Here is a 26,781-nt window from a genome sequence, read left to right as displayed (position 1 = left end):
GCGAGTTACTTCTCCTGCTGCTTGCGCCACCGGATGCCGGCCTCGATGAAGCCGTCGATCTCGCCGTCGAGCACGGCCTGCGGGTTGCCGACCTCGAACTCGGTGCGCAGGTCCTTGACCATCTGGTACGGGTGCAGCACGTACGACCGCATCTGGTTGCCCCAGGAGCTGCCGCCGTCGCCCTTGAGGGCGTCCATCTTGGCCCGCTCCTCCTGGCGCTGGCGTTCGAGGAGCTTGGCCTGGAGGACGTTCATCGCGGTCGCCTTGTTCTGGATCTGCGAGCGCTCGTTCTGGCAGGAGACCACGATGCCGGTGGGCAGGTGGGTGAGGCGGACCGCGGAGTCCGTCGTGTTGACGCCCTGGCCGCCGGGGCCGGAGGAACGGTAGACGTCGACGCGCAGCTCGGACTCGTCGATCTCGACGTGGTCGGTCTGCTCGACGACGGGGAGCACCTCGACACCGGCGAACGAGGTCTGGCGGCGGCCCTGGTTGTCGAAGGGCGAGATGCGCACCAGGCGGTGCGTGCCCTGCTCGACGGAGAGCGTGCCGTACGCGTACGGGACCTGGACGGCGAAGGTGGTCGACTTGATGCCGGCCTCTTCCGCGTACGACGTCTCGTAGACCTCGGTCTTGTAGCCGTGGCGCTCGGCCCAGCGCAGGTACATGCGCTGGAGCTGCTCGGCGAAGTCGGCCGCGTCGACGCCACCGGCCTCCGCGCGGATGTTGACCAGGGCCTCGCGGGAGTCGTACTCACCGCTGAGGAGCGTACGGACCTCCATCTCGTCCAGCGCCTTCTTCACCGAGGTCAGCTCGGTCTCCGCCTCGGCGCGGGTCTCCGGGTCGTCCTCCTCCTCGGCCATCTCGAAGAGGACGGAGAGGTCGTCGATACGACCGCGCAGCGCCTCGGCCTTGCGGACCTCCGCCTGGAGGTGGCTCAGCTTGCTGGTGATCTTCTGCGCCGCCTCCGGGTCGTCCCACAGGGACGGCGCGGCCGCCTGCTCCTCGAGCACGGCGATATCGGCCCTCAGCCTGTCGAGGTCGAGGACGGCCTCGATCGACTCCATGGTCGAGGAGAGGGACTTCAGCTCTTCGGATACATCGACGACTGCCACGAGACCAGCCTAACGGCTCCGCCGGGTGGCGGTGCGAGGCGTACCCCGGGCTCGGTGTACGCGGCTTCGCGCCGCGGGGTGAGCGGTGCGTGGCCGGCCGCCGGCGGGTGGGGCGGGCCGCACCCGCACTACGGCTCCCCCGGTGGCGGTGCGAGGCGTACCCCGGGCTCGGTGTACGCGGCTTCGCGCCGCAGGGCGAGCGGTGCGTGGCCGGCTGCCGGCGGGTGGGGGCTGGTCGCGCCGTTCCCCGCGCCCCTGTGATGCGCACTTCGTGCGACACCACAACGGGGCACCCGCGCTACGGCTCCCCCGGTGGCAGTGCGAGGCGCACTTCGTGCGGCGCCACATCGGGGAAGGCGCGGCACAGCCGCACGCCTTCAGGGGCGCGGGGAACTGCGCGGCCCGCCCCCACCGGACCCGCACCCGCGTACGCGGCTACGGCGCGGCCGGGGCCGAATTGTTCTCGTCCGCCGGGGGGTGCTCCCCGTTCCCGGAGGATGTGGCCGCCCAGATGCCGCCGCCCAGGGCCACCGCGAGGGCCAGGCCGGCCACGCCCAGGGTGATGCGGCGGCGGCGCGCGGGGTGGCGGTTGCGGGCCGAGCCGGGGCGGGGGGCGCCCGCGGCACGGGGGGCGCGGGCGGTGCCGCGGGCGCCGCCGGCCAGCTCGTCCGGGGCCGGGACCCGCATCGAGGTGTGGGTGTCGCGGTTGGAGTCGGCCGGGGCCGCGCCGGGGACCAGGGAGACCGCGCCGCGGCGGGGCGCGGCGGACCCGGCCGGTTCGGGCCCGGCCGGGCGGGACGGTTCGGTGGCCGGGTCGGCGTCGGCGTCCTCGCCCTCGTCGGGGTCGTCGACGTCCAGCGGGGCCATGCCCGCGAGCAGGGGGCCCAGTTCACGCAGGCGCGCGGCCAGCTCGGAGGCGCGCAGCCGGGACGCCGGGGCCTTGGCCAGGCACTGGATCAGCAGCTGCCACAGCTCGTCCGGGATGCCGGGCAGCGGGACGACGGTCTCCGTGACGTGCCGGCGCAGGATGGCGCCCGGGTGGCCGCCGCCGAAGGGGGTGAAGCCCGCGAGCAACTCGTAGAGGACGGTCGCGAGGGCGTAGATGTCGACCGCGGCGCGGGGCGGCAGGCCCTCGATGATCTCGGGGGCCAGATAGTCGGGCGTGCCGATGATCTTCGTCGCGCGGGTGCGGCGCGGGGTGTCGATGAGCTTGGCGATGCCGAAGTCGGTGAGCAGGGCGGGGTGCGCGCCGCCGGGGCCGAGCGGGCCCTCCATGTCGAGCAGCACGTTCTCCGGCTTCACGTCGCGGTGCACGATGCCGGCGGCGTGCGCGGCGGCCAGCGCGTCGGCGACATCCGCGGCGATGGCGACGGCGGCCTCGGGGGCCATGCGCCGCTCGCGGTCGAGGCGGGTGCGCAGATCGGTGCCGCGGACCAGGTCCATGACCAGCGCCAGGTCGTTCCCGTCGACCACCAGGTCGCGGACGCCGACCACGCGCGCGTGGTCGAGACTGAGCAGGGCCGTGCGCTCCTGGACGAAGCGGCCGACCAGTTCCTGGTCGGAGGCGAGGTCCTCGCGCAGGAGTTTGACGGCGACGGGACCGTCGGGTCCCTCGCCCAGCCACACCGTGCCCGCACTGCCGCGGCCCAGGATCTGGTGGGCGGTGTACCGGCTGCCGATCTTCCGTGCCAAGACTGCTCCTACAGACGCGTGTTGGCGCCCAAGCTACGCGGCCCGGACGCCAACCAACGCATCAGCGGGGGAAATCACCCGTCAGATGTCGACAAATCTGCAACGTGACCTGTCAGCCGCTCACGCTGCCGATCCAGTCGGTCACCGTCGTGAACCAGTCGGACAGCTGCGCCCAGTACCCCTTGCCGGTGCCGATCCAGTCCTGGAGCGGGGTGAACTCCCAGACCAGCCAGCTCACCACGAAGAGGATCACGATCATGAACAGGCAGCCCTTGAGGCAGCCGAGACCGGGGATCTTCATCGGGTTGGCGCCGCGGCTGCGGGGCTCGCGCGGCTCCCGGGCGGGCGGCGCCTGGCGGGGCGGCTGCGGTGGCGCGTACTGCTGCGGCTGCGGGGTCTGCCGGCGCGGCTGCTGGGGCTGCTGCGGCTGCGGGGTCTGGCGGCGCGGCTGCTGGGGCGCGTACTGCTGCGGCCTCGGCTGCTGTTCGGGGCGCGCCACCTGGCGCTGCGGGCGGCGGCGCAGGGGGTCCTGGTTCGGGTCGAGGTACTGGACCTGCGTCTGCTCGTTCCGGTCGCGGGCCGCGCGCATCTGGTTCTGCCAGGGGTGCGGGCCGTCCTGGTCGCCGCCGGCCGGGTTCTGGCCCGGCTGGTGCGGCGGGACGGGCGGCATGACGGCGGTCGGGTCGGCGGCGCCGCGGTGCGGCAGCACGGACGTGGGGTCCGCGTCCCCGTACTGGCCCGCGCCGCCCGGCTGGTTCCCCTGCTGCCGCATGACGCTGGTCGCCGCGTTCGGGTCGTACGAGGCCGCGTTGCCCGGCAGTACCTGCGTCGGGTCCGCGGCGCCGGGGACGCCCGGGACCTGCGCCGGGTCGGGGTCGGGCGTCAGCAGGGCGCCCACGCCCTCGGCCGCGGCGATCTGCGCGCTGGTGGCGTGCACGCCGATCCCCTCGGCGACGGTGCGCAGGGCGCGCGCGAGGTTCTCGGCGCTCGGCCGGTCGTCCGGGTTCTTGCGCAGGCAGCGCTCGATGACCGTCCACAGCGGGTCGGGGATCGTGGAGGGGCGGCGCGGTTCGGCGCTGAGGTGCTGGTGCAGGACTTCGAGCGCCGACCCGCCGGAGAAGGGCGGGCGCCCGGTCACCAGCTCGTACAACAGGATGCCCGCGCCGTAGACGTCGACGGCACTGGTCTGCGGGCGGCCCTCGGCGGACTCCGGGGCCACGTACGCGGGCGTGCCGACGAACTCGTGGGTGCGGGTCAGGCCCGGAGAGTCGGCCAGGCGCGCGATGCCGAAGTCGGTGAGCATCGGGTGCATGCCGGCGGCGTCCTGTTTCAGCAGGACGTTCGCGGGCTTCAGGTCGCGGTGCACGACGCCGTCGGCGTGGCTGGCGGCGAGCGCGTCGGCGATCTGCGCGGTCAGGAGCGCGGCGGCGACCGGCGAGAACGGGCCGTTCTCGCGGAGGTAGCGATGCAGGTCGGGGCCGTCGACCAGGTCCATGACCAGGGCGAGCAGCTCGCCCTCGACGACCAGGTCGCGGGTGCGCACGATGTTGGGGTGCGTGAGGCGCAGCAGGACGGAGCGCTCCCGCAGGAAGCGCATCACCACGTCCGCGTCGTTCGCCAGCTCCTCCTTGAGGACCTTGATCGCGACGGTCTCGCCCGGCTGACCGGCGACGGCCGCCTCGGCACCCGCTGTCTCGCGCTGGCGGGCCCGCCAGACGGTGCCCGTGGCGCCGCGTCCGAGCGGCTCCTCGAGCAGGTACTTGCTCCCTACCGGCCGCACGTCATGCGCTCCCTGCATCGGTACTTGCTTGGTCTGCCCGGTCCCGGGTGTCGCGACCCACTCTAGTGGCGGTGTCCGCGCCGACGGCGGTCGATCGGGCGGGCCTCCTGCCCCGTTCCGGTGCCCGTCGCCCCCGGCAAACCCGTGTTCGACGGGAAGACGCAGCCACCGCGTTCTTGGTTGCCGCGTGGCTACGTGACTGATCTCAAGCCGTTGTGAGGCGGCCCGCAGCAGGCATTTTTGCGGGCAGAGCCGACCAATCAAGATCACTTACGGGTGGGGGCCGGGCGTGTTGTCGGTGGCAGGTGCGAGGATGCCTCCAGCACTGGCTGACGTGCCCGTAGCGATGGGGGAATCTGCGGTGGGGGGACCGCGGGCTGTTCCGTCCCGGGCGCCCGCGCAGAAGGGACCGCAGACGGCGATGCAGATCCGCCTTACCGTCGTAGACCCCCTGGGCACGCGCCCCGACGCGTGCGCGCGCGAGGGAGCCGCGGGTGGCGCGGCCGGCGCGGTGGACGTCCTGGTCACCGCGCCGGGCGGCACCGCGCTCGCCGCCGTCGCCTCCGGCCTCGCCGCGGCCGTCGCGGGCGGCGACGCCCCCTCCACCGTCCTGTACGCGGGGGCCGAGCGGCTCGACGCGCAGCGCTGCCTGCTCGGTGAGCCACCGCTCATCGACGGGGCGGTGCTCTCGCTGGGGGCGCCCGCGGATCCCGGGCCCGAGCCGGACGGTGCGGTCACGCAGCTGCATGTGGTGGCCGGGCCGGACGCGGGCGGCGTCCATCTGCTGCACGGCGGTCAGATCCGCGTCGGCCGCTCCGCCGACGCGGACGTGCCGCTCGACGACCCGGACGTGTCCCGGCTGCACTGCGCGGTGACGCTCGCCGCTGACGGGGCGGTCTCGGTGGTGGACCTGGGCTCGACGAACGGGACGACGGTGGACGGTCGTCCCCTCGGCGACCGCCCGGTCCGCCTCTCCCCCGGCGCGCTGCTGCGCCTCGGCGAATCGGCCCTGCGGGTCGCTGCCGCGGGCGGGGCGGGAGGTGCGGTGCCGGTGCGGACGGTGCCCGACGGGGAGGGACATGTACGCGTGACCGTCCCCGGCCTGGTCCCGTCCCAGGGCTCCGCCAGGGGCTCGGCCGAGGGCGGAGGCGGGTCTGTGCGGGGCTCCGCCGAGGGCGGTCCGGGCGGGCCCGGGTGGGCCCAGGGGTATGGCGCCGGGGGCGTGGACGGGGCCGGTTCCGGGCGGGCCCCCGAGTACGGCGAGGGTGAGACCGGGGCGGCCCTGGCGTCCGGGGACGACGGCAGGGGTGGGGCCAGGCGGGCCGCCGGGGACGACGGCAGGGGCGGAACCGGGCGAACCTTCGGAGACAACAGCAGGGCTGGAACCGGACGAACCCCCGAGTACGGGGGCGGGGCCGGGGCGGGTCAGACCTCCGGGGACGACGGCTGGGCCGGAACCGGGCGGATCACCGGGGACGACGGCAGGGGCGAAAACGGGCGGACCCCCGAGTACGACGGCAGGACCCGAACCGGACGAACCCCCGGGGAAGCCGGCGGGGTCGAGAACGGGCGGACCTTCGGGGACGACGGCAGGGCCGGAACCGGGCGCGCCCCCGAGTACGACGGCAGGGGCGGGACCGGGCGAGCCTCCGGGGAAACCGGCAGGGGCGAGAACGGGCGGACCTTCGGGGACGACGGCAGGGGTGGAACCGGGCGGGACCCCGAGTACGACGGCAGGGGCGGGGCCAGGCGGGTCTCCGGGTACGACGGCGAGGGCGGGGCCGGCCGGACCCCCGAGGGTGACGGCAAGGACGTCAGCGGGCAGGGCCCCGGGGGCCGGGGTGGAGTCGGGGCTGCCCAGGGATCTGGGTACGGCGGTGGCGTCGGGGCCGGTGAGACGCGCCATGCGTACGGGGACGCCTCCTGGGGCGCCGCAGGGGAGGGGTACGGGGGCGGGGCCGTGGTGCCGGGGCAGGGCGGGCCGCCGGACGTGGAGCGGACCCGGCTCGGCACCCCGCCCCGCGGCACCCAGCTGCCGCCTCCGCGCCGGCGCGGAGCCCTGGGCCGGCTGCTGCGCCGCGGCCGCGACGAGCAGGACCAGCAGCACGAGATCCACGAACCGTACGCGCTGCGCACCCCGCACACCCCGCAGCCCGCGCCGCCGGGCGGGACCGGTACCACCGAGACCTGGCCCGACGCCGCCACGCTGCTGCTGACCGCGCTCGGCCCGGGCCCCCGGCTGTGGGAGCGCGGGCCCGGGCACCCCGAGGCGCTGGCCGTCCGGCTCGGCACCGTGGACCGGACGGAACCGGGCGGGGCCGGGTTGCTGCCCGCCGTGCCGGTGACCGTGGGGCTCGCCGAGGCCGGGGCCCTGGGCCTGGCCGGGCCGCGGGCGCGGCTCGCGGGGCTGGCCCGCTGCGCGCTCGCCCAGCTCGCCGCGTTGCACGCCCCGGACCGCCTGGAGATCGTGCTGATCGCCACGGACCGGGCCAGGACCGAGGCGCAGCGCGTCGCCGAATGGTCCTGGCTGGGCTGGCTGCCGCACGTCCGCCCGGCGCACGGGCAGGACTGCCGGCTGCTGCTCGCCTACGACCGTGACCAGGCGGCGGCGCGCACGGGCGAGTTGCTGCGCCGGCTCGACGATCACGCGGCGGGGCTGCGGCCCGGCCGCGCCGAGTCGGCGGCCGGGGACGCGGCCGTCGTGCCGACGGTCGTGGTCGTCGACGGCGACCCCGGTTCCGCCACCCTGCGGGAGGCCACCGTGCGGCTCGCCGCCGAGGGGGCCCCCGCCGGGATCCACGTGCTCTGTCTCGCCGAGGCGGCCGCCACCTCGCCGGCGTCGCCGGTCGCGGAGACGTACGAGGAGGCGTGCGCGCAGAGTCCGGCGTTCCGGGCGTGCGGCGCCGTGGCCCTGCTCAGCGGGGACGTGGCGACGGCGCTGCGGCTGCACCGGGCGGCGGGCGGCCGGCCGGCCGGGCTCGGCACGCTCGCCACGGTGGACGCGGTGTCGCTCGCCTGGGCGGAGCGGTTCGCGCGGGCGCTGGCCCCGTTGCGTACGGATGTGGCGGGCGGCTCCGGTGCCCGGCAGGCCCGGGTCTCGGCGCCGTTGCCGCAGTCGGCGCGGCTGCTGGACGAGCTGGGGCTCGCCCGGGCCACCCCGGCCTCGCTGATGGCGCGGTGGGCGGCGGCCGCGGACGATCCCGAATCGCTGGGCGGGCGGGTCTGGGCGGTGCTCGGAGCGGGGCCGCGCGGTCCGGTCGCCGTCGATCTGGCAGCGGAGGGGCCGCATCTGCTGATCGAGGGTCCGGCGGGCAGCGGCCGTACCGAGCTGCTGCGTTCGGTCACCGCGTCCCTGGCCGCCGCCGAGCGGCCCGACCGGCTCGGCGTCGTGCTCGTCGAGGGGCAGGGCGGCGGGACGGGCGGTGAGCGCGGGCAGCGGATGGACGGGCTGCGGGTCTGCACCGATCTGCCGCACGTCACCACGCACCTGGCGGCCAACGACCCGGTGCGCATGCGGGAGTTCGCGCAGTCGCTGACCACGGAGCTGAAGCGGCGGGCCGAGCTGACGGGGCGGACGCACTTCCAGGAGTGGCACACCCAGCGGGCCGTCTCGGGGCGGATGGTCACCCAGCGCACCGCGCCGCCGTCCGGTGGGGCGGCCGATCTGGACGGGCCGCCGAGTGCCACGATCCGGCTGCGGCCGGGCGGGGCGCCGAAGAAGACGGAGGCGGCGCCCGCGTTGCCGCGGCTCGTGGTGGTCGTCGACGATCTGGACGCGCTGCTGGCGCCGCCGCTCGGTTCGCCGGGCCGGCCCGCCGCCGGTTCCGTGGTCCGGGCGCTGGAGGCGGTGGTCCGGGACGGGGAGCGGCTCGGGGTCCATCTCGTGGCGGCGTTCGCCTCCGGCGCGGCGCCGGGCTGGGCGGGGCCGCCGCGGGTGGTGCTCGACCCGGCCGGGCCGGACGCGGACGATCCCGCGCCGGGGCGGGGCCGGCTCTGCGGCGCCGACGGCCGGGAGGTCGGGGTGCAGGCGGGCCGGGTGACCGGCCGGATCCCGCGGACGGCCACGCAGCGGCCGACGGTGGCCGGTCTCGACTGGGCCCGGATGGGCGACCCGCCGGACCGGCGCCCCGTACGGGAGTTGGGGAACGGGCCGACGGATCTGGCCCTGCTGGCCAGCGCGTTGGAGCGGGCCGCGCGCTCGGTCGCCGCGCAGGAGGTCCCCTCACTGCTGTGACCCCCGGGCCGCCCCGGCAACCGGCTGACCGGGGCCCGCCCGCCGACGGCCCCCACCAGGCCCCGAGCCCGGTCGCCAACGGCTCCGGGCTTCACCATGCCCCCGAGCCCGGCCGCCGACGGGCCCGGCCCCCACCCTGGCCCGGGCTCCCGGGCCCAAGGGCACACACCACCCGGGTACCCACCTCAACTCCTGCCCGCCAAAACGGCGTTGCCGCATCACGACCCCGTCACGATCACCGCCGGGACGGCCCTGGCACCCTTGCCGGTTTCCCCTGGTCGGGCGTAGACCAGTGCGCACGGGACAGCGCTCAGTACGTACGTTCAGCGTCCAGGATGAGAACGGGGCAGCGATGCGCAGCACTCTTCGTACACCCATATTCCGCCGAGCCCTGGTGGCCGTGGCCGTGGGGTCACTGGCCCTCGGGCTCACCTCGTGCGGGGATGACGACAAGGACGACACGTCGGGCGGGGGCGACAGCAAGGCTCCCGCTTCGGGGGTCCAACTGCCCAAGCTGGACGGTGCGTCGCTGGAGATCGCCGCGGTGTGGACCGGCGACGAGCAGAAGAACTTCAAGCAGGTCCTCGCCGAGTTCGAGAAGCGGACGGGCGCGAAGGTCACGTTCGTGCCGGCCCAGGACCCGATCATCAACTTCCTGGGGTCGAAGGTGGCCGGTGGTGCCCCGCCGGACGTGGCGATGCTGCCGCAGCCGGGCGCCATCAAGCAGGCCGTGGACAAGAAGTGGGCCAAGCCGCTCGGCAAGGACGCGCAGGCCCAGCTCACCAAGAACTACAGCCAGGGCTGGCAGGACCTGGGCAAGGTCGGCGGGACGCAGTACGCGGCGTACTACAAGGCCGCGAACAAGTCGCTGGTCTGGTACAACACCGCGGTCTTCGAGAACGCGGCGGCCAAGGAGCCCAAGACCTGGAAGGAGTTCCTGGCGACCGCGCAGTCGATCTACGACTCGGGGGTGGCGCCCGTGTCGGTCGGCGGGGCCGACGGCTGGCCGCTGACCGACTGGTTCGAGAACGTCTACCTCTCCCAGGCGGGCCCGGAGAAGTACGACCAGCTGGCCAAGCACGAGATCAAGTGGACGGACCCGTCGGTCAAGCAGGCGCTGACCACGCTCGCGCAGCTGTGGGGCAAGAGCGACTTCCTCGCGGGCGGCAACAAGGCGGCGTTGCAGACCGAGTTCACGAAGTCGGTCGAGCAGACCTTCACCGGCGGCGACCAGCCCAAGGGCGCCATGGTCTACGAGGGTGACTTCGCGCAGGTCAACATCGAGCAGACCAAGGCGAAGATCGGTTCGGACGCGAAGGTCTTCCCGTTCCCGGCGGTCGGCGCCGACGCGCCGGTGGTCAGCGGCGGGGACGCCGCGGTGATCCTCAAGGACTCCAAGGCGGCGCAGGCGCTGGTGACCTGGCTGGCCTCGCCCGACGCGGCGACGATCCAGGCCAAGCTCGGCGGGTACCTCTCCCCGAACAAGAGCGTGGACGTGTCGGCGTACCCGAACGAGGTGCAGCGCACCATCGCCAAGGCGCTCATCGACGCGGGCGACGACTTCCGCTTCGACATGTCGGACCAGACCCCGCAGGCCTTCGGCGGCACCCCCGGCAAGGGCGAGTGGAAGGCGCTCCAGGACTTCCTGGCCGACCCGAAGGACGTCGCGGGCACCCAGGCGGCGCTGGAGGCCGAAGCGGCCAAGGCGTACAAGGACTGACGCGGCGATGACCTCCGCCGCCGCGGGCGACGGCCCGGACCGCGCCGTCAAGTCTCCCGTCACCACGGGCGAGTTGACGGCTCCGGCCGGGCCTCCCGCCGACCAGAGACCCTCCCGGTCCAAGAGCGTGACCGGTACCCGCCGAACGGTCGCTCTGCTGTTCCTGCTGCCCACGCTCGTGCTGCTCGGCGCGCTGGTCGTGTACCCCATCGGGTACTCGCTCGTGCGCAGCTTCTTCGATTCGTCGGGCAGCTCGTTCATCGGGTTCGACAACTACGAGACGCTGTTCACCCGCGCGGACACCAAGGCCGCGATCAACAACAACATCTTCTGGGTGGTGCTCGCCCCGACGGTCGCCACGGCGCTCGGCCTGATCTTCGCCGTGCTGACCGAGCGGATCCGCTGGGGCACCGCGTTCAAGCTGGTCGTCTTCATGCCGATGGCGATCTCGATGCTGGCCGCGGGCATCATCTTCCGGCTCGTCTACGACCAGGACCCGGACAAGGGCGCGGTGAACGCGGTCTGGGTCGGCGTCCACGACACGTTCGCCGAGTCCTCCGCCTTCCCCAAGGCGCATCCGCGGCCGAACGGAACGCTCGCCGGCCGGAGCGGCGGCCCCTACCTCACCAAGGAGCCGGTGCGCGCCGGGCAGCCGGTGAAGCTGGCGCTGGTCGGGGTCGCCGCCGACCAGATGCCGAAGGGCGCCGGTCCGGCGAAGGAGCCGCCCGCCGCGGGCTCGGGGATCACCGGCACCGTCTGGCAGGACTTCACCCTCGGCAAGGGCGCGGGCGGCGTCAACGGCGTCGACGCCACCGAGCTGGGCTATCCGGGCATGCGGATCGAGGCGGTCAAGGGCGGCAAGGTGGTGGCCGCCACGTCTGCCGCGGCCGACGGCACGTTCAGCCTGCCCGCCGAGGCCGACGGCGCGAAGCTGCGGCTGCCGGCGTCGAACTTCAAGGAGGCCTACAACGGCGTCGACTGGCTCGGCGACAAGAAGTTCTTCACGATCCACCTGGGCGGCTTCGACCTCTACCTCAACATCGTGACCACCTCGATCATGGTCTCGTACGTGTGGATGTGGGCGGGCTTCGCGATGGTGCTGATCGGGGCCGGGCTGGCGAGCATCCCCCGGGAGCTGCTCGAGGCGGCCCGGGTCGACGGGGCCACGGAGTGGCAGGTGTTCCGGCGCGTCACGGTGCCGCTGCTCGCGCCGGTGCTCGCCGTCGTCCTGGTCACTCTGATGATCAACGTCCTGAAGATCTTCGACCTGATCTTCATCATCGCGCCGAACTCCTCGCAGGACGACGCCAACGTGCTGGCGCTGCAGCTGTACCGGTCCGCGTTCAGCGAGGGCAACGAGGGACTTGCCAGCGCGATCGCCGTCCTCCTGCTGCTCCTGGTGATCCCGGTGATGTGGTTCAACATGCGGCGTCTGCGGCGGGAGGAGCGACGATGACCACCGTCGACGAGACAGTGAAGAAGCGGCGGTCCCTGGCCGGCCGCGTCACCGACAAGGTCGGCGGCGGCATCCTGCAGTTCGTCCTGATCGTGGTGGGCGCCGTCTGGCTGGTGCCCACGGTGGGGCTGCTGCTGTCCTCGCTGCGCAGCCCCGACGAGATGGCGGGCAGCGGCTGGTGGAAGGTGTTCAGCAAGCCCTCGCAGCTCACCTTCGACAGCTACGCGAGCCTGCTGGAGAACGCCGACGTCACAAGGTCGCTGCTCAACACGGCCCTGATCACGGTCCCCGCGACCCTGCTCGTCATCGTCATCGGTTCGCTGGCCGGGTACGCGTTCGCGTGGATGGAGTTCCCGGGCCGGGACTGGTGGTTCCTCATCGTGGTGGGGCTGCTCGTGGTGCCGGTGCAGCTCGCGCTGGTGCCGATCGCCGAGCTCTTCGGCGACATCGGGATCTTCGGTTCGATCTTCGGGGTGATCCTCTTCCACGTCGGGTTCGGGCTGCCGTTCGCGGTGTTCCTGCTGCGGAACTTCTTCGCGGAGATCCCTCGCGAGCTGCTGGAGGCGGCGCGACTCGACGGCGCGGGCGAGCTGCGCCTGTTCGTCCGCGTCGTCATGCCGCTGGGCGGCCCGGCGATCGCCTCGCTCGGCATCTTCCAGTTCCTGTGGGTGTGGAACGACATGCTGGTCGCGCTGATCTTCACCGACACCGACAGCCAGCCGATCACGGTCGCCCTGCAGACGCAGGTCCGGCAGTTCGGCAACAACGTCGACGTGCTCGGCCCGGGGGCGTTCATCTCCATGGTGGTGCCGCTGGCCGTGTTCTTCGCGTTCCAGCGCCAGTTCGTCTCCGGTGTGATGGCGGGCGCCGTGAAGTAGCCGAGGGGCTGTCCGCGGCCGGGGTTCAGCGCTCCAGGAGCTCGAACAGGTCGTCCCACAGCCTGAGGACGCGCTCCTCGGAGAACCGCTGCACGTTGACGCGGGCTCGCTCCCCCATCGTGTCCCGCAGCCGCGGGTTGCCGGTGAGGCGCAGCAGCCGGTCGGCCAGGGCGTCGAGGTCGCCGACGGGGGCGAGGAGGCCGTCCTCGCCGTCGCGGACGATCTCGCGGACGCCGGGGGCGCAGTCGAACGCGGCGCACGGCACGGCGCTGGCCATCGCCTCCATGAGCGCCAGCGGGAAGCCCTCGCCGCGTGAGGACTGCACGAAGACGGAGGAGGCGGCGAGGGCGCCCGGCACGTCGTCGGTGCGCCCGCGCCAGCGCACCGATCCGTCGAGCCCCAGCTCACGGCAGTGCCGGCGCAGCGCGGGCTCGTCGGCGCCGGCCCCGTACACGTGCAGCTGCCAGTCCGCGCGGAACGGCGCGACCTTCGCCCAGGTGTCGAGGAGCATGTCGACGCCCTTCTGGTCGGCGAGCCGGCCGATCGAGCAGACCACCTTCTCCGTGCGCGGCGAGGGCACCGCGGGCAGGTGGGCGAGGGCGTTCGGCATGAAGTCCACGTTGGTCAGGTCCTCGGCCGCCCAGATGTCGGCGTCCTCCTGGGTGAGCACCAGCCACCGGTCGACGTGCGGGTAGTGCCGCTTGACCCAGCCGTAGCGGTGGCTCGCGCGGGAGTACGCGTACGACTCGTGGCTCATCCCGACGACCGTGAGATGCGCGGTGTCCAGCTCCCGCAGCCACTCCATCGGCCACACCTGGGTGACGACGACGACCGAGCCGGGCGGCGCGGGCGCGAGGACCGACTCCAGGGTGGTGAGGGCCCGCTGTTTCGCGGCGAGCCGCCGGCGCTCGGCGCGGCGGGCGGGCGGGCTGAGCCGGCGGGCGCCGCGCAGCGGCCGGGGGGTCGGCGGATGCCGCTCGTAGAGGCTGGTCACGCGGTACCCGGGGGTCTCGGGCACCGCCATCTTCAGCTCGGACTCGTGGACGCCGACGACGTGCACGCGGTGGCCGGCGCTCGTGAACAGGCGGGCCATCTGGTGGGTCCAGGCGGTGACGCCGCCGAGTTCGTCAGTGCTGTTGGCGACGAGGAAGAGATCGCGGGCCGCGGTCATGAGCCTGCCTTTCGCGTGAAGAGCGCGTCGACGACGGCGCGGGCGGCCCCGCCGTCGTCGTACGTGCCGAACTCGGCGGCGAACGCGCGCCGCGCCTCCTGCCAGTCGCCGTCGGCCTCCTTGATCCCGGCGAGGACGCGGTGCAGTTCGTCCTGGGTGGCCACGACCGGCCCGCCGGCGCGGGCGCGCAGGTCGAAGTAGCTGCCGCGCTCGGCGGTGTACGCGTCGAGGTCGGGTGCGAAGTGCACGAGCGGGCGGTCGAGGAGGGCGTAGTCGAACATGATCGAGGAGTAGTCGGTGACCAATACGTCGGCCAGGCACAGGAGTTCCTGGGCGTCGTGGTGGGCGGAGACGTCGAGGACGGTGCCCGGCGGGGTGCGGGGCAGGGTCGCCGCCTCCAGGTAGTGGGCGCGTACGAGCAGCACGTGCGTGTCCCCGAACCGCTCGGCGAACGCGCGCACATCGAGGGGCAGTTGCGCCGTCCTGCCCTTCGGGGTGCCGCGGAAGGTGGGCGCGTACAGGACGACCGTGCGGTGGTCGGGGATGCCGAGGGCGGCGGCGGGGGCCGGGCGGGGGAAGCGGCCCTCGCGTTCGTCGCGTCTTCTGGCCGCGACGAGCCGGTCGTTGCGCGGGTAGCCGACGCGCAGCAGCCGCTCCTCGGGGATGTGGTAGGCGCGGGCGAGGGTGCGCACGTCGTGCTCGGAGCGGACCAGGAAGTGGTCGAACCGGCCGACGGCGCGCGCGAGCCGCTCGCGCTGCGGGGCGTTCTGCGTCTTGTGCCGGATCTCGTCGAAGCCCATCCGCTTGTACGCGGAGCCGTGCCAGGTCTGGAGGTAGGTGGTGTGCGCCGGCTTGTCGAGGGCGGGCGGGAAACCCTGGTTGTCGACCCACCACTCGGCGCGGGCCAGCGCCCACAGGTACCGCCAGGACCAGCGGCGTACGAGGGTGGCGTCCGCCGGGAACCCGGCCGGGGACGTGGCGTACGACCACACGACGCGCGCCCCGCGGCGCCGGGCGACCAGCTCCTCGTGGACGGCGCGCGGGCTGTCGCCGTAGGTCTTGCCCATGTGGCTCTCGAAGACGACGGTGCCGCGGCTGACCGGCAGATGGCGCAGGAACCGCTGGTAGACGCGGGTCTTGAAGCGCTGGGTGTGCACGGCCTCGTACCTCTTGCGGAGCTTCCTGGCCAGCTGCCGGACGGTGCGGGCGGGGCGGAAGTGCGTGAGGTAGTGGGCGACGGCGGCGGCCGTGCGGGCGGGCCGTGCGCGGGCCGCCAGGTGCAGGGCGAGCTGGTGGCGGCCGGTGACGTACGGCTGCCAGGTGTCGCCGGTGAGGCGGGTCAGGCGGGGCCGGGCCGGGAGCGCGGCGGCCGGGCCGGGTACGGTGTCCGGTTCGGCGAACAGGTCGAGCGGGCGCAGGAGTTCACCGTCGAGGCCGAGGCGCAGCACGGGGTCCCAGGTGCGGTCGCCGATGCCGCGGGGGCGCACCGCCCGGGTGAGCGGCACGGCGGCGCGCCAGGTGAGCGTGGTGCCGTCTCTGAGCCGGACGTCGGCCACGGGCACGGTCACCGTCCTGCCGCCGCCGCGCGCCCGCAGGTCGAGGGTGCCGGTGAGGGTCCGCGGGCGGGCGGTGCCGGTCAGGCCGAGCGGCACGACGACCTCGCCCGCGACGACGAGCAGGCCGTCCTCGCGGGCGCAGCGGGTGACGTGGTTGAGGAGGGGGAGGTCGCCGAGCGGCGTGTACTGGTGGCCGAGTTCGGTCACGTCGTAGGCGCTGCCGGTGTGCTGGGGGCTCCAGTGGACGCGGCCGTCCGCGCGGGTCAGGGCGGAGACGACGGTGCCGGGCCGCTCCAGGGCCCGGGCGGCGCGGTGCACGCCCTCCGCGTCCCCGTCGGCGAGCAGCGCCACGGCGACGCGCTCCAGCGGCGGGAGCGCGTCGAGCACGGCCTCGTCGAGCAGCCCGGTGAGCAACTGCGCCGCCTGCGCGGCCTGTTCGGCGCGCCGGGCGCGCGGGAGGCCGGGGAGGGCGCGGGCGCAGGGCAGTACGGCGTCGGCGGCGAAGGCGTGGGCGCGGGCCGAGCGCAGCGCGGGGTCGGTGATGAGGGTGAGGGCGTGCCGATGGCGGGCCGTGGCGGCGGGGAGGTCGGCGCAGGGGTCGGGGGCGGCGCGGTGCGTGGTGATCAGCTGGGGCACGAGCGCGATGCGGCGGGCGGCGAGGGCGAGGTCGAGCCCGTCGCGCGCGTCGGGCGCCGCCGCCTGCCACAGCGTCCGGCGCACGCAGTACCCGGCGCTCAGCGCGGGCCGCGTGAGCAGCTCCGGTGCCTGGCCGGCCGCCGTCAGTACGCGTGACCTGCCGTACAGGGCGGAGTGCCAGGCGGGGGCCTGCTCCTGGGTGCCGGTGCCGGTCAGGCGGGTCCAGCGGCCCGCGATGAGGTCGGCGTCGGTGCGGCGGGCGGTGGCGTGGAGGTTGCGGCAGGCGTGGCGGTCCAGGAGTTCCCCGGCGGCCAGCGGCAGGACGTAGGTGCCGCGGGGGGTGCCGGTGCGGACCCGGCCGGGGTGGGCGGCGGCCGCGGCCGCGGCTCCGGCGCCGGTGACGACGGTCTCCGTGCGGCGCAGGGTCTGCGCGGCGGCGGAGGCGAGGGTGGCGGCCAGCCGGTCCGGGCCGGTGTCCGCCGGGCAGTCGACGAGGACGCTGACGTCGGGGGCCTGGGCGGTGGTCTGGGCGGGGGTCATCGCGGGCCCCCGTCCGCGCCGTGGGCGAGCATCGCGTCGGCGACCTGCGCGGCGGCGCTGCCGTCGTCGAGGTCGCAGAACGCCTCCCGGAACCGCGCGTAGGCCTCCCGGTGCCCGGCGACGGCGGCGTCCGGGTCCAGGAGGGCCGCGATCACCTCGTCGCTGCTGCGCAGCAGCGGGCCCGGCGCCTGGGCGGTGAAGTCGAAGTAGAAGCCGCGCAGGGTGTCGCGGTAGTGGTCGAGGTCGTAGGTGTGGAAGAGCATCGGGCGGCCCGTCTGCGCGAAGTCGAACATCATCGAGGAGTAGTCCGTGACCAGCACGTCCGCGATGAGCAGGAGGTCGGCGGCGTCCGGGTAGCGGGTGACGTCGCGCACGAAGTCGCAGGCGGGCACGGCGCCGCCGACCAGGTAGTGGCGGCGGACCAGCAGGACGTGGTCGTCGGCGAGGGCGGCGCGGGCCGCCGCCAGGTCGAGCTGGAGGTCGAGCCCGTACCGGTCGGAGCGGCGGGGCTGGTTCTCGCGCCAGGTCGGGGCGTAGAGGATGACGCGTTTGCCCTCGGGGATGCCCAGGCGTTCGCGGACGGCGGTGGCGTGCTTGTCCCGGTCGGGGGCGTGCAGCACGTCGTTGCGCGGGTAGCCGCCGGCGAGGACGGAGCCGGTGTAGCCGAAGGCGCCGCGCAGGACCGGGGTGGCGAAGCTGTTCGGGGAGAGGAGCAGCGACCACTGGGCGGCGCGGTCGGGCAGCGTGGCGATGTACTGCGCGTCGGCGGAGGCGCTGCCCAGCAGGTCGCGGCCGATCCGCTTGAGGGGGGTGCCGTGCCAGGTCTGGACGACGTACTGGCCCTCGGCGCGCTCGAACCAGGCGGGCAGATGCGTGTTGGTGACGATGTAGCGGCTGCGGGCCAGCGCCTCGTGCCAGGCGGCGCTCCACAGGGCGACGGGCGTGGCGCCGGGCGGCAGTTCGACCTGCTGGTCGCGGACGGCCCACAGGTGTTCGAGGGGGACGCCGCGGGCCTCCAGCTCGGTGTGGATCGCGCGCGGCGAGTCGGAGTACTGGCGTCCGTCGAAGCTCACGTACAGGACGGCGTCGCGGCGCGGCAGGGTGCGCTGGTCCACGTAGGCGCGGCGCAGCGCCTGCTGGGCGCCGCGACCGCGGTCCGGCTCGGGCAGCGAGCTGCCGGAGGTGAGCAGCAGGTGGTCGTGGTGGCGGCGCTGGACGACGAAGTCGCGGCCGCCCAGGGCCTTGACGAGGGGCAGGTCCGGGTGGCGGGCGGGGGCGACGAGGAGGGGGACGCGCCCGTCGGGGTCGCTGTCGCCGCTCGCGCGCAGCGACGGGTACCAGTTGCCCTCGGCGAGCGGCAGGGTGCCGGCCGGGCCGGGGAGCGCGTGCGGGGACAGGGCGGCCTCGAAGCGGCCGTCGGCGAGCCGGACGGGCACGACGGCCTCTTCGTCGTGGCCGCTGTGCACGAGGACCAGTTCGCGGTGGGCGGTGTCCGGGTAGCTGCCCGCGAGCAGCAGCCGGCCGTCCTCCTCCCAGCGGACGGTGTCGACGACGGGCCGGACCGTCTGGTCGCGCAGTTCGGTGTTGCCGGCGGCGTCGGCGAGCACCATCAGCTCGCGGCCGCCGCCGAGGCCGTAGCGGCCGGGCGCGGTGTCCGGGCGCGCGGCGAGCGGCGCCGGCGCACCGTCGGCGCCGACCAGGCTGAGGCCCCAGGGGTCCGCGGGTCCGGGCGGGCCGCCGAAGAGGGCCAGCGGCACGTCGGCGGTGAAGGCGCGCCCGTCGCGGGCGAGCGGCAGGTCGTGGGCTTCCTTGGTACGCCGGTTCTCGATCCGCACGGCGACGGGTGCGGCCTGCTTCGCGGACTTCAGCTCGCCGGTGACCCGGACGCGTTCGCCGTCGCACTCGTGTCCGGTGAGGCGGGCGCGCAGCCGCTCCACGCGCAGCCGCAGCCGGCCCTCGCGCAGGGCGGGGGTGATCCGCAGGAAGTCGTCGAGGTGGCGTACGGGCAGCGGACACGTGCCGCTCATCCGGACCGGCCCGGTGCGCGCCAGCAGACCGCCGGCGTACGCGCCCAGCTCCAGGTTCCAGGTGGTGCTGGTGCGCCGGGTGACCAGGCGCGCCGGGTCGACCGTGGTCTCGAACCCGGTCCGGTCGTAGCTGTGCAGCCCCTGCCGGGAGGCGAGGGTCGCCTCGCGCGAGCGGACGGTGCGCAGCCACAGCGGCACGGCCCGGCGCCGGCCCGCCCGCAGCCAGGCGAGGCGGACGCGGGCGCGGACGCGGCCCGGGGGCAGGTTGCGCACGTACGCGTAGCCCTTGAGCCGCAGCAGGCCGTCCTCGCTCCAGGCGGCGTGGGTGACGCGGGCCTCCAGCGGCAGTTCGGCCCGGGTCAGCCCCGCGGCCTTGCGGGGCAGCCGGCCGGTCACGGCGGGGAAGTCGGCGCGCCGGCCGCGCGGGGTGCGGCGGACCCGGAAGGCGCCGGAGTTGGCGTTCTCGTACGCGATGAGGGCGAGCAGTTCGGTGAGGCGGCGCTCGCGGATGAGGCGCCAGCGCACCCGCAGGCCGACCGGCAGGGTGTCGGCGACAGCCGGGTCGACGCTGTCGGCGAAGGAGTTGGCGTGATCCAGGAAGGCTTCGTGGTAGGCGGCGTCGCCGTCCGGGAGCGCCTCCATGAACATCCACAGGTCGCCGCCGAGCACGGTGGCGTCGTAGCGGCGCTTGGCCTCCCGCCACTCGGGGCGGCCGGCGAGGAAGCGGCTGACGTGGGCGACGGAGGCGGTGCGGTCGCGGATGGCGCGGGGCACGGCGCGCCGGTTGGAGATGGAGCCCTCGCGGTCGCGCCACAGGTAGACGGTGTCCTTCAGGACGTCGACGGAGCGGGCCAGGAAGTGGGCGGGCAGCACGAGGGGGATGTCCTCGAAGAGGACGCCCTCGGGGAAGGCGAGGGCGTGCTCGTCCCAGAAGGCGCGCCGGAACACCTTGTTGCAGGCGATGCGGTCGGCGAGCAGGTCCCAGTCGCGGGTGACGTGGGTGGCCGGGCGGCTGGTGGCCATCACCTTGCGGAACATGGGCGACTGCTCGGTGGTGCCGTCGGCGCGCAGCCGGAAGACGTTGCCGGTGACGAAGTCGGAGCCGGACGCCTGGAGGGTGGCGAGCATCAGCTCGTACGCGCCCTCGGGGATCACGTCGTCGCTGTCCACGAAGGCGAGGAAGGTGCCGGTGGCGTGCCGCACACCGGTGTTGCGGGCGGCTCCCAGGCCGGCGTTGGCCTGTTCGACGAGGTGGAACCGGGGGTCCCGCGCGGCGTACTCGCGTGCGATCCCGCCGCTGCCGTCGGTGGAACCGTCGTCGACCATCACGACCTCGAGGTCCGGCACGGATTGCGCCGCCAGCGACTCCAGGCAGGCGCCGAGGTACTCCTCGACGTTGTATACGGGGACGACGACGGTGAGGCGGGGTGTCATGCGCTGCGCACGTTCCTTCCGGCGGACGACAGGGGCCTTTGCGTGCACAACCGGTGCCGTCGCGCCCGGTCACCGGTCCTGGGCCATCTGAGTGATCACCCGTCGGTCCCCGCGCCGGGCGACGCGGGGACCGGGTGTCACGGGCGCGCGGCGCGGGCGCGGCGGGTCACGGCTTCACCGCGATCCGCCCCTCGTCCATCCGCAGCAGGAGCAGCCGCTCCCCGGTCCGCTCCAGGAACTCGTCGACGGCCTGGCGCGAGCCCTGCCAGTAGCCGTAGTCGTCGATGAGCAGGACGCCGCCGGGGACCAGCCGGTCGTAGAGGTGGTCGAGTTCGTGCTTGGTGGAGGCGTACCAGTCGGTGTCGAGCCGCAGGATCGCGATCTGCTCCGGCGCCCGGTCCGGCACGGTCTCCTCGACCTTGCCCCGGACGTAGTGGACCCGCTCGGCCGGGTACGGCACCTGCGCGAAGCCGGATCGCACGTCGTCGAGGGTGGCGTACGCCCAGATCGCGCTCTCCTTGCCGTGCCGGGCGAGGAGGTCGGCGGCGGGCGTCCCGTCGCGCCGCAGGTCCTCGTCGGTCGGCGGGGTCATGCCGTCGAAGGTGTCGAAGAGGTACAGGTCGCGGTCGGTGGTCCCGCAGCCGAGCAGCGTCTTCGCGCAGGCCTGCATGGAGCCGCCGCGCCACACCCCGCACTCGACGACGGCGCCGGGGATGCCGTGCCGGACGACGTGCCGGGTGGCGAGGATGAACGCGTTGAGCCGCTCGGGGGAGGTCATGGTCCACGGCTTGACCGCGCGGATCGTCTCCTTGGCCTCGTCGTCGTAGTCGACGGGCAGGTGTACTTCCCTGTCCTTCTTCGGGGCGGGCGGGGGCGGTGGCGTGGGGGGCGCGGGCGGCTCGGGGGCCTGCTGCGCCCCGGCGCGCGGGGCGGGCACCCGCGGCCGGGTCAACTGGTATCCGGTCAGGGTCCGGAGGGCGTCGTTGACAGCTTTCTTCCATGCCATGCAGCGGGACACTACGCCCAAATCCCCCACCCTGTCACGCACTGTCAACTGACCGTCACGTTACGTGCTTTGGCTCCGGCTCCACCAGCGCCGGGCGGGTTCCTCGACGTAGGTGTACGCGGCCCAGGAGAGGGCGACCGTGACGCAGGCGACGCCGAGCAGCGTGAACACGGACAGGTCGGAGGGGTGGGCGCGGTCCCAGTGGTCGAGGATCAGCCGGTTCACGGTCTGGTGCAGCAGGTAGAAGGCGTACGACCAGGCGCCGAGCCGCACCATGAGCGGCGTGCAGAGCCAGCCGCGCCGGCCGGCGCGTTCGCGCTGGACGTAGGCGACGATGACGAGCGCGGAGAAGAGGGCAACCAACGGGCGGACAGTCCAGGCGAGTTGGTCGGCGACGGGGCCGGGGCACCAGGTGGCGCGGTGCACGTACACCACCGTGTAGGCGGCGAAGAGCGCCGCGAGGACGCCGGGGCGCAGCGGGAGGCGCAGGCCGCGGCCGACGGCGAGCGCGAGGGTGAGGCCGAGGGCGAACTCGGGCAGCCGGGTCACCGGGAGCCGCATCAGCCATTCGCGGTGGAACGGGGAAAGATGGGCGGCGGCCCACCAGTTGACGGCCCACATCGCGACGAGCCCGGACCCGCTGAGGGCGAGCAGGGTCCGGGTCCGCAGCCGGTAGGCGCCGCGGATGGCGAAGGGGAACAGCAGGTAGAAGAAGGCCTCGACGCTGAGTGTCCACGACACGCCGTTGCCGGGGAACATCGGGACGACGCCGGGGAACCAGGTCTGCACGAGCAGCAAGGACGCCAGGAAGCTCGGCAGGTCGAACGGCACGCCGCCCCACACGTGGAACACCCAGATGCAGGGCACGGTCGCGGCGAGGTGCAGCGGCAGGACGCGGCCCGCCCGGCGCCGGTAGAACTCCGTGGTGCCGCTGCCCGCGCGGTGGCCCCAGGCGAGCAGGAAGCCGGAGAGGACGAAGAAGAACCCGACGCCGTTGACGCCCATCGTGGAGTAGGGGAACAGCACGGGCGCGTGCGCGACGCCGCCGGCGGGGCTCGCGCCGGTGAAGTGGTGCGTGAACACGGCGAACGCGGCGAGGAAGCGCAGCCCGGTGAGCGAGTCGAGCCGCCCGGAGCGACCCGCGCGCACGCGCCGCCGCAGCGGCGGCTGAGCGGGAACGAGCAGGGCGGTCACAGCTGAACCTCCCGGGGGATGGACGCGCTGCCCCAGGTGACCGGGACGACGGGCGCCGGCGGCTGCAAACGGGCGAGCGGGATCGGGCGGGTCTCGCCGCGCGGATCTCCCTCGTACGGCGCGTCCCAGGCGACCGGGACCACGGGTGCGGGCGGGGTCAGGGGGGCGAGGGGGATGGGGCGGGTCTCGCCGCGCGAGGCGTCCTGGGGCGGGGGCGGGGCCGGCCGGGACGCCGGGGTGGGAGGTGTGAGGCGGGGTGGGAGCAGGCGGGGGCCGCAGGCGCCGAGGTGGCCGCGTTCGTGCTGCTTGGCGCGGTTCATCCGGTCGAGGCGGGGCTCGGCCCACGCGCGGACGGCGGCGACACGGCGGGCGCCGCCGGGGACGGCGGCGGCGCGGACGTAGTCGCCGCCGCCGTCCTCCTCCCGGTACAGCGGCACGTACCCGGCGGCGGTGAGGCGGGCGTCGGTGAGCCCGGACTTCGCGGGCCACGCGCCGTGCGTGTGCACCAGTTCGGGGCGGACCGCGCTCAGCACGTACCGCGCGAGGCCGTCCTTGTCGTGGGCGGCGTAGGCGTCGGCGATCCTGCGGTCGGTCAGGCCGGCGATGTCCACGACCCGCAGCCGGCTGGTGAGCAGCGTGCCGCCCAGGTCGGGCAGGGCGACGGTGGCGCCGGGGCGCAGGCCGAGCCGGTCGGCGTACGTGTCGAAGGTGCGGCCGTAGCGGTCGGCGACCCAGCACATGGAGAGCGTCGGCTCGTGCCGGAACCCCGCGCCGCGCGCCTCCTGTCCGGCGAGGGAGAGCGCGAGGCCGCCCGCGAGCGCGCAGCCGAGCAGCGCCCGGGCCCGCGGCCGCGCCTCGGCGGCCACGACGGTGACGGCGAGCGCGGCGAGGGCCGAACCGAGCACCCACACCGGGGTGGCGAACCGGTACAGCGGCATCCAGTCCCGGGCGAGCGCGCCGTACGCGAGCAGGGTCAGGGCGAGCGGCACGCAGAGCCCGGCGGTCACCCGGCGCGCGGGTCCTGGCCGCCCGAGGACGAGTCCGGCGCAGGCCGCGCAGACGAGGACCAGCGCCCACCCGGCGTACCCGAGCAGCTCGCCCGCCTTCGCCACCTCGGCCAGGTCCGGCGGCCGCTGGGACTTGGCGACGGCCGTGTTGGGCACCCAGCGCCCGAACGCGGCGCGGCGCCACAGCAGGAAGGCCCCGTACCCGGTGGCGAACACCGCGCAGCTGAGCACCGCGGCCCGCAGGGCGCCTTGGCGGCGCGCGAGCAGCACGGTGAGGGGGTAGGCGGCGGCGAGCACGGCGCCGTCGGGGCGGGTGAGCGCGGCCGCCAGGGCGAGGGCGGCGGCGCCGCACGCGAGGCCGGGCCCGCCGGCGCCCCGGCCGGTCAGGGCGCGGACGAGAAGCAGGGCGAGGGCCGCGGCGAGCAGCCCGTACAGGGAGTTCTCCAGACCGGAGAAGCACCAGACGACGTAGGACTCGTTCGCGGCGAGCAGCCCGCCCGTGCCGAGCACGACGAGCCAGGCGCGCCCCGGCGCCGCCACCCGGGCGGCTCCCGCGACGCAGGCCAGCGTGGCCGCGACGCAGGCGAGGGCGAGGGCCTTGGGGAACAGGGCGAGGTCGCTCACCCCGAACCAGGCGCCGTGGTCGAAGAGGCCGAGGACCCGCCCGGCGAGCAGCAGCACGAGCCACGCCGGGTTCGAGTACCCCTCGACGGGCGGGGCCCCGGCCTGCTGCACCGGGCCGAGCCCCTCCCCGACGCTGCGGACGTAGGCGAAGGTGACCGCCGCGTCGTCGACGATCCACTGGCCGAGCGCGGCGGCGCGGACGGCGACGAGGGCGGTGCCGCCGAGGACCGCGAGGGGCAGGGCCCAGCGGGGGGCCGGGGCGCCGGGCGGCGCGCCCGGACGGCGGGCGCCGGGGACGGCCGGGCGGGTCAGGGCAGGGGGGCGGGCGAGGATCTTCATTGAGTGCCCAACCCCCGCGGCCCCGCGGGGTCACTCGTACTGGCCCACCCGGGTGACGCGCCCTGCCCCGTGCGGCGGTACTACTCGATGACGAGGTCGACGTCGATGTTGCCGCGGGTGGCGTTCGAGTACGGGCAGACCTGGTGGGCCTGGTCGACCAGCTTGCGGCCGGTCTCCGCGTCGACGGAGTCGGGCAGCTCGACGCGGAGCACGACCGCGAGGCCGAAGCCCTCGCCCTGCTTGCCGATGGAGACCTCCGCGGTGACGGCCGCGTCGGCGACGTCGACCTTGGCGGCGCGGCCGACGAGCCCGAGCGCGCTGCCGAAGCAGGCCGCGTACCCGGCGGCGAAGAGCTGCTCCGGGTTCGAGCCCTGCCCGTTGCCGCCCATGGTGGTGGGGATGCCGAGCTGGAGGTCGATCACGCCGTCGGAGGAGACGGCGCGCCCGTCGCGGCCGTGGGTGGCGGTGGCGACGGCGGTGTAGAGGGCGTCCATGAGGGGCTCCTTCGCGAGAACGGTCCGTACGGAGACAAGTAGAGCACGCAATTCAATTGCGCACAACTAAATGACGCCTTCGGCTACCCTGGAGCCATGACCAGCCCCCGCCCCGCCGAGGACCTCCTCCGGCTCGACCGGCAGATCTGCTTCTCGCTGAACGCGGCCTCGCGCGCGTTCGGCGGCCTCTACCGCGTCCTCCTCAAGGACCTCGGGCTCACCTACCCCCAGTACCTGGTCATGCTGGCCCTGTGGGAGGAGCCGGCGGGCGCGGCGCTCCCGGTCAAGCGGCTCGGCGAGCGGCTGCGCCTGGACTCCGGGACACTCTCACCCCTGCTCAAGCGCCTGGAGGCGAACGGGTTCGTGCGGCGCGAGCGCAGCGCGCGTGACGAGCGGTCGGTGCTCGTGACGCCGACCGAGGCGGGCGTCGCCCTCAAGGAGCGCGCCGCGGAGGTCCCGCGCGGCATCGCCCGCGCGACCGGTTTCGACCTGGCGGAGATCGAGGAGCTGCGCGAGCGCCTGAACCGTCTGACGGAGGCTCTGGACGCGGCGACGCCCGGCTGAGCCCGGAGCACCGTCATGGGACATACTCTCCCATTTCGTGACAATCGATACGCGAGACCACCCCGCCGTCCTCGATCCGTCCCCGGCCGTCCGCGCCCGGCCGGCCCGCCTCGCCCTCCCCGCCTGCTGGCTGCTCACCCGCGCCGCGATGCTCCTGCTGCTGCTCCAGGACGCGGCGCACCCGCTCGGGGTCGGCGGCGTCGGCAACGAGGTCCACGGCCTGTACGCGCGCTGGAGCGCCACCCTGGCCCAGGGCACGTTCCCCACCGGCGACCCGCTCTGGCAGTACCCGCCGGGCGCGGGCCCGCTGCTCCTCGCACCCAGCGTGCTGCCGGGCCTCACCTACTTCCAGGCGTTCGTCACCCTCACGCTCGCCGCGGACGCCCTGGTCGGCTACGCGCTGGCGCGCGGCGGCCGCGAGCCGGCAGGCGCCTGGCTGTGGACGGCGGGGCTGCCGCTCCTGCTCCACATCCCGCTCGCCCGCTACGACGTCGAGGTCACCGCCCTCGCCGTGCTGGCGCTGCTGACCCTGCACCGCTCCCCCCGCCTCACCGGCACTCTCGCGGCGCTCGGCGCCCTGGTGAAGGTGTGGCCCGCGCTCACCTTGCTCGGTATCGAGCGGGGACGCACGACGCGCCAGGCGTGGGGCGCGGCGCTCACCGCCGCGGCCGCCATGCTGCTGGTCCTGGCGCTGGCGTTCCGTTCGCCGCTGTCGTTCCTGAGCGGGCAGGGTGGGCGCGGGGTGCAGATCGAGTCGCTCGGCGGGACGGCGCTCGCGCTCGCCCGCCGCGCCGGCTGGCGGGGCCGGGTCCGCTACCGGTACGGGGCGATGGAGTACGTCGGACCGCACGTCGGACTCGTCGCGGGGGTCGCGGTCGCGCTGACCGCCGCGGCCTTCGTCGGGCTGCTGTGGTGGCGGCTGCGGGCCCGGCGCCACACCACGGCGACGCCGTTCGACGCCGCGCTCTGCGCCGTCCTGCTCTTCACCGTCACCAGCCGCGTGATCAGCCCGCAGTACCTGGTGTGGCTGCTCGGCCTCGCCGCGGTCTGCCTCACCTCCCGGCACACCACGCAGCGCCCGGTCGCGCTGCTCGTCCTCGCGGCGGCGGGCGTGAGCGCCCTGGCCTATCCGGTGCTGTACGCGGACGTGATGGCCGGGACATGGACGGGCGTCGCGGTGATGGTGGTGCGCAACGCGCTGTTGCTGGGCGCGGCGCTGCTGTCGTTCCGCTCGCTCTGGCGGGCCACCGTGCCGGCCGGACCGGCCATCGACATCGCCTGAGCCGCCGCCTTAATGGGACAATCACCTTAAAGCTC

Annotated in this window: 16 protein-coding genes; 6 read left to right on the top strand and 10 right to left on the bottom strand. The window is 74.7% G+C overall.

Features of this window, described 5'->3' with window-relative positions; genetic code table 11:
• Positions 1-5: 5 nt before the first annotated feature.
• The 3 genes from prfB to ABZY33_RS16430 all read right to left on the bottom strand — a co-directional run bounded on the left by prfB (position 6) and on the right by ABZY33_RS16430 (position 4,584).
• Entirely contained in the window at positions 6-1,112 is a 1,107-nt protein-coding gene (gene prfB, locus ABZY33_RS16440) for a peptide chain release factor 2 (RefSeq protein ID WP_356492253.1), read from the bottom strand.
• Positions 1,113-1,547: 435 nt separating this feature from the next.
• On the bottom strand, positions 1,548-2,804 hold the full coding sequence (locus ABZY33_RS16435) for a serine/threonine-protein kinase (RefSeq protein WP_356492252.1): 1,257 nt from the start codon (positions 2,802-2,804) through the stop codon (positions 1,548-1,550).
• A 112-nt stretch (positions 2,805-2,916) separates the two neighbouring features.
• Positions 2,917-4,584 carry a protein kinase gene (locus tag ABZY33_RS16430; protein WP_356492251.1) on the bottom strand — a complete coding sequence of 556 codons (1,668 nt, stop codon included), beginning with the start codon at positions 4,582-4,584 and terminating at the stop codon, positions 2,917-2,919.
• Positions 4,585-5,005: 421 nt separating this feature from the next.
• On the opposite strand from ABZY33_RS16430, the gene ABZY33_RS16425 reads away from it, so the two are divergent.
• From ABZY33_RS16425 to ABZY33_RS16410, 4 genes are all read left to right on the top strand, one after another.
• Complete coding sequence (locus ABZY33_RS16425) at positions 5,006-8,818, top strand: FHA domain-containing protein (RefSeq protein ID WP_356492250.1); 3,813 nt, start codon at positions 5,006-5,008, stop codon at positions 8,816-8,818.
• 352 nt (positions 8,819-9,170) lie between these two features.
• The gene (locus tag ABZY33_RS16420) at positions 9,171-10,538 is read left to right on the top strand and encodes an extracellular solute-binding protein (RefSeq protein WP_356492249.1); all 1,368 of its coding nucleotides are present in this window, start codon (positions 9,171-9,173) and stop codon (positions 10,536-10,538) included.
• A 127-nt stretch (positions 10,539-10,665) separates the two neighbouring features.
• Positions 10,666-11,994, top strand: coding sequence for a sugar ABC transporter permease (locus ABZY33_RS16415; protein ID WP_356492280.1), 1,329 nt, complete (start codon positions 10,666-10,668; stop codon positions 11,992-11,994).
• The gene (locus ABZY33_RS16410) at positions 11,991-12,872 is read left to right on the top strand and encodes a carbohydrate ABC transporter permease (RefSeq protein WP_356492248.1); all 882 of its coding nucleotides are present in this window, start codon (positions 11,991-11,993) and stop codon (positions 12,870-12,872) included. Before ABZY33_RS16415 ends, ABZY33_RS16410 begins: the two co-directional genes overlap by 4 nt.
• Before the next feature lie 25 nt (positions 12,873-12,897).
• Here the strand turns inward: ABZY33_RS16410 and ABZY33_RS16405 are convergent, their stop codons facing one another.
• The 7 genes from ABZY33_RS16405 to ABZY33_RS16375 form a co-directional block, all read right to left on the bottom strand.
• Positions 12,898-14,043, bottom strand: a complete 1,146-nt coding sequence (locus tag ABZY33_RS16405; protein WP_356492247.1) for a glycosyltransferase — start codon at positions 14,041-14,043, stop codon at positions 12,898-12,900.
• The gene (locus ABZY33_RS16400; protein WP_356492246.1) at positions 14,040-16,775 is read right to left on the bottom strand and encodes a CDP-glycerol glycerophosphotransferase family protein; all 2,736 of its coding nucleotides are present in this window, start codon (positions 16,773-16,775) and stop codon (positions 14,040-14,042) included. Before ABZY33_RS16400 ends, ABZY33_RS16405 begins: the two co-directional genes overlap by 4 nt.
• Positions 16,772-20,236, bottom strand: a complete 3,465-nt coding sequence (locus ABZY33_RS16395; protein ID WP_356492245.1) for a CDP-glycerol glycerophosphotransferase family protein — start codon at positions 20,234-20,236, stop codon at positions 16,772-16,774. Before ABZY33_RS16395 ends, ABZY33_RS16400 begins: the two co-directional genes overlap by 4 nt.
• 166 nt (positions 20,237-20,402) lie before the next feature.
• Positions 20,403-21,242: a TylF/MycF/NovP-related O-methyltransferase gene (locus ABZY33_RS16390; RefSeq protein WP_356492244.1), complete on the bottom strand. Its 840-nt coding sequence runs from the start codon at positions 21,240-21,242 to the stop codon at positions 20,403-20,405.
• Positions 21,243-21,302: 60 nt separating this feature from the next.
• Positions 21,303-22,436: an acyltransferase gene (locus tag ABZY33_RS16385; protein WP_356492243.1), complete on the bottom strand. Its 1,134-nt coding sequence runs from the start codon at positions 22,434-22,436 to the stop codon at positions 21,303-21,305.
• Entirely contained in the window at positions 22,433-24,406 is a 1,974-nt protein-coding gene (locus ABZY33_RS16380) for a hypothetical protein (RefSeq protein WP_356492242.1), read from the bottom strand. The genes ABZY33_RS16385 and ABZY33_RS16380 overlap by 4 nt, the downstream gene beginning before the upstream one ends.
• 80 nt (positions 24,407-24,486) lie before the next feature.
• A complete protein-coding gene (locus tag ABZY33_RS16375; RefSeq protein WP_356492241.1) occupies positions 24,487-24,900 on the bottom strand; it encodes an organic hydroperoxide resistance protein in 414 nt (137 codons plus the stop codon).
• 96 nt (positions 24,901-24,996) lie between these two features.
• Here ABZY33_RS16375 and ABZY33_RS16370 point away from each other — a divergent pair, with 96 nt between their 5' ends.
• Together ABZY33_RS16370 and ABZY33_RS16365 are read left to right on the top strand one after the other, a co-directional pair.
• Positions 24,997-25,464 carry a MarR family transcriptional regulator gene (locus ABZY33_RS16370; RefSeq protein ID WP_356492240.1) on the top strand — a complete coding sequence of 156 codons (468 nt, stop codon included), beginning with the start codon at positions 24,997-24,999 and terminating at the stop codon, positions 25,462-25,464.
• A gap of 130 nt (positions 25,465-25,594) precedes the next feature.
• Complete coding sequence (locus tag ABZY33_RS16365; RefSeq protein ID WP_356492279.1) at positions 25,595-26,746, top strand: glycosyltransferase 87 family protein; 1,152 nt, start codon at positions 25,595-25,597, stop codon at positions 26,744-26,746.
• Positions 26,747-26,781 lie beyond the last annotated feature (35 nt).

Source organism: Streptomyces sp. NPDC006552 (genome assembly GCF_040611655.1).
Lineage (GTDB): Bacteria > Actinomycetota > Actinomycetes > Streptomycetales > Streptomycetaceae > Streptomyces.
Note: the sequence above shows the minus strand (reverse complement) of the source record. Positions and strands in the feature narration are given on the sequence as shown.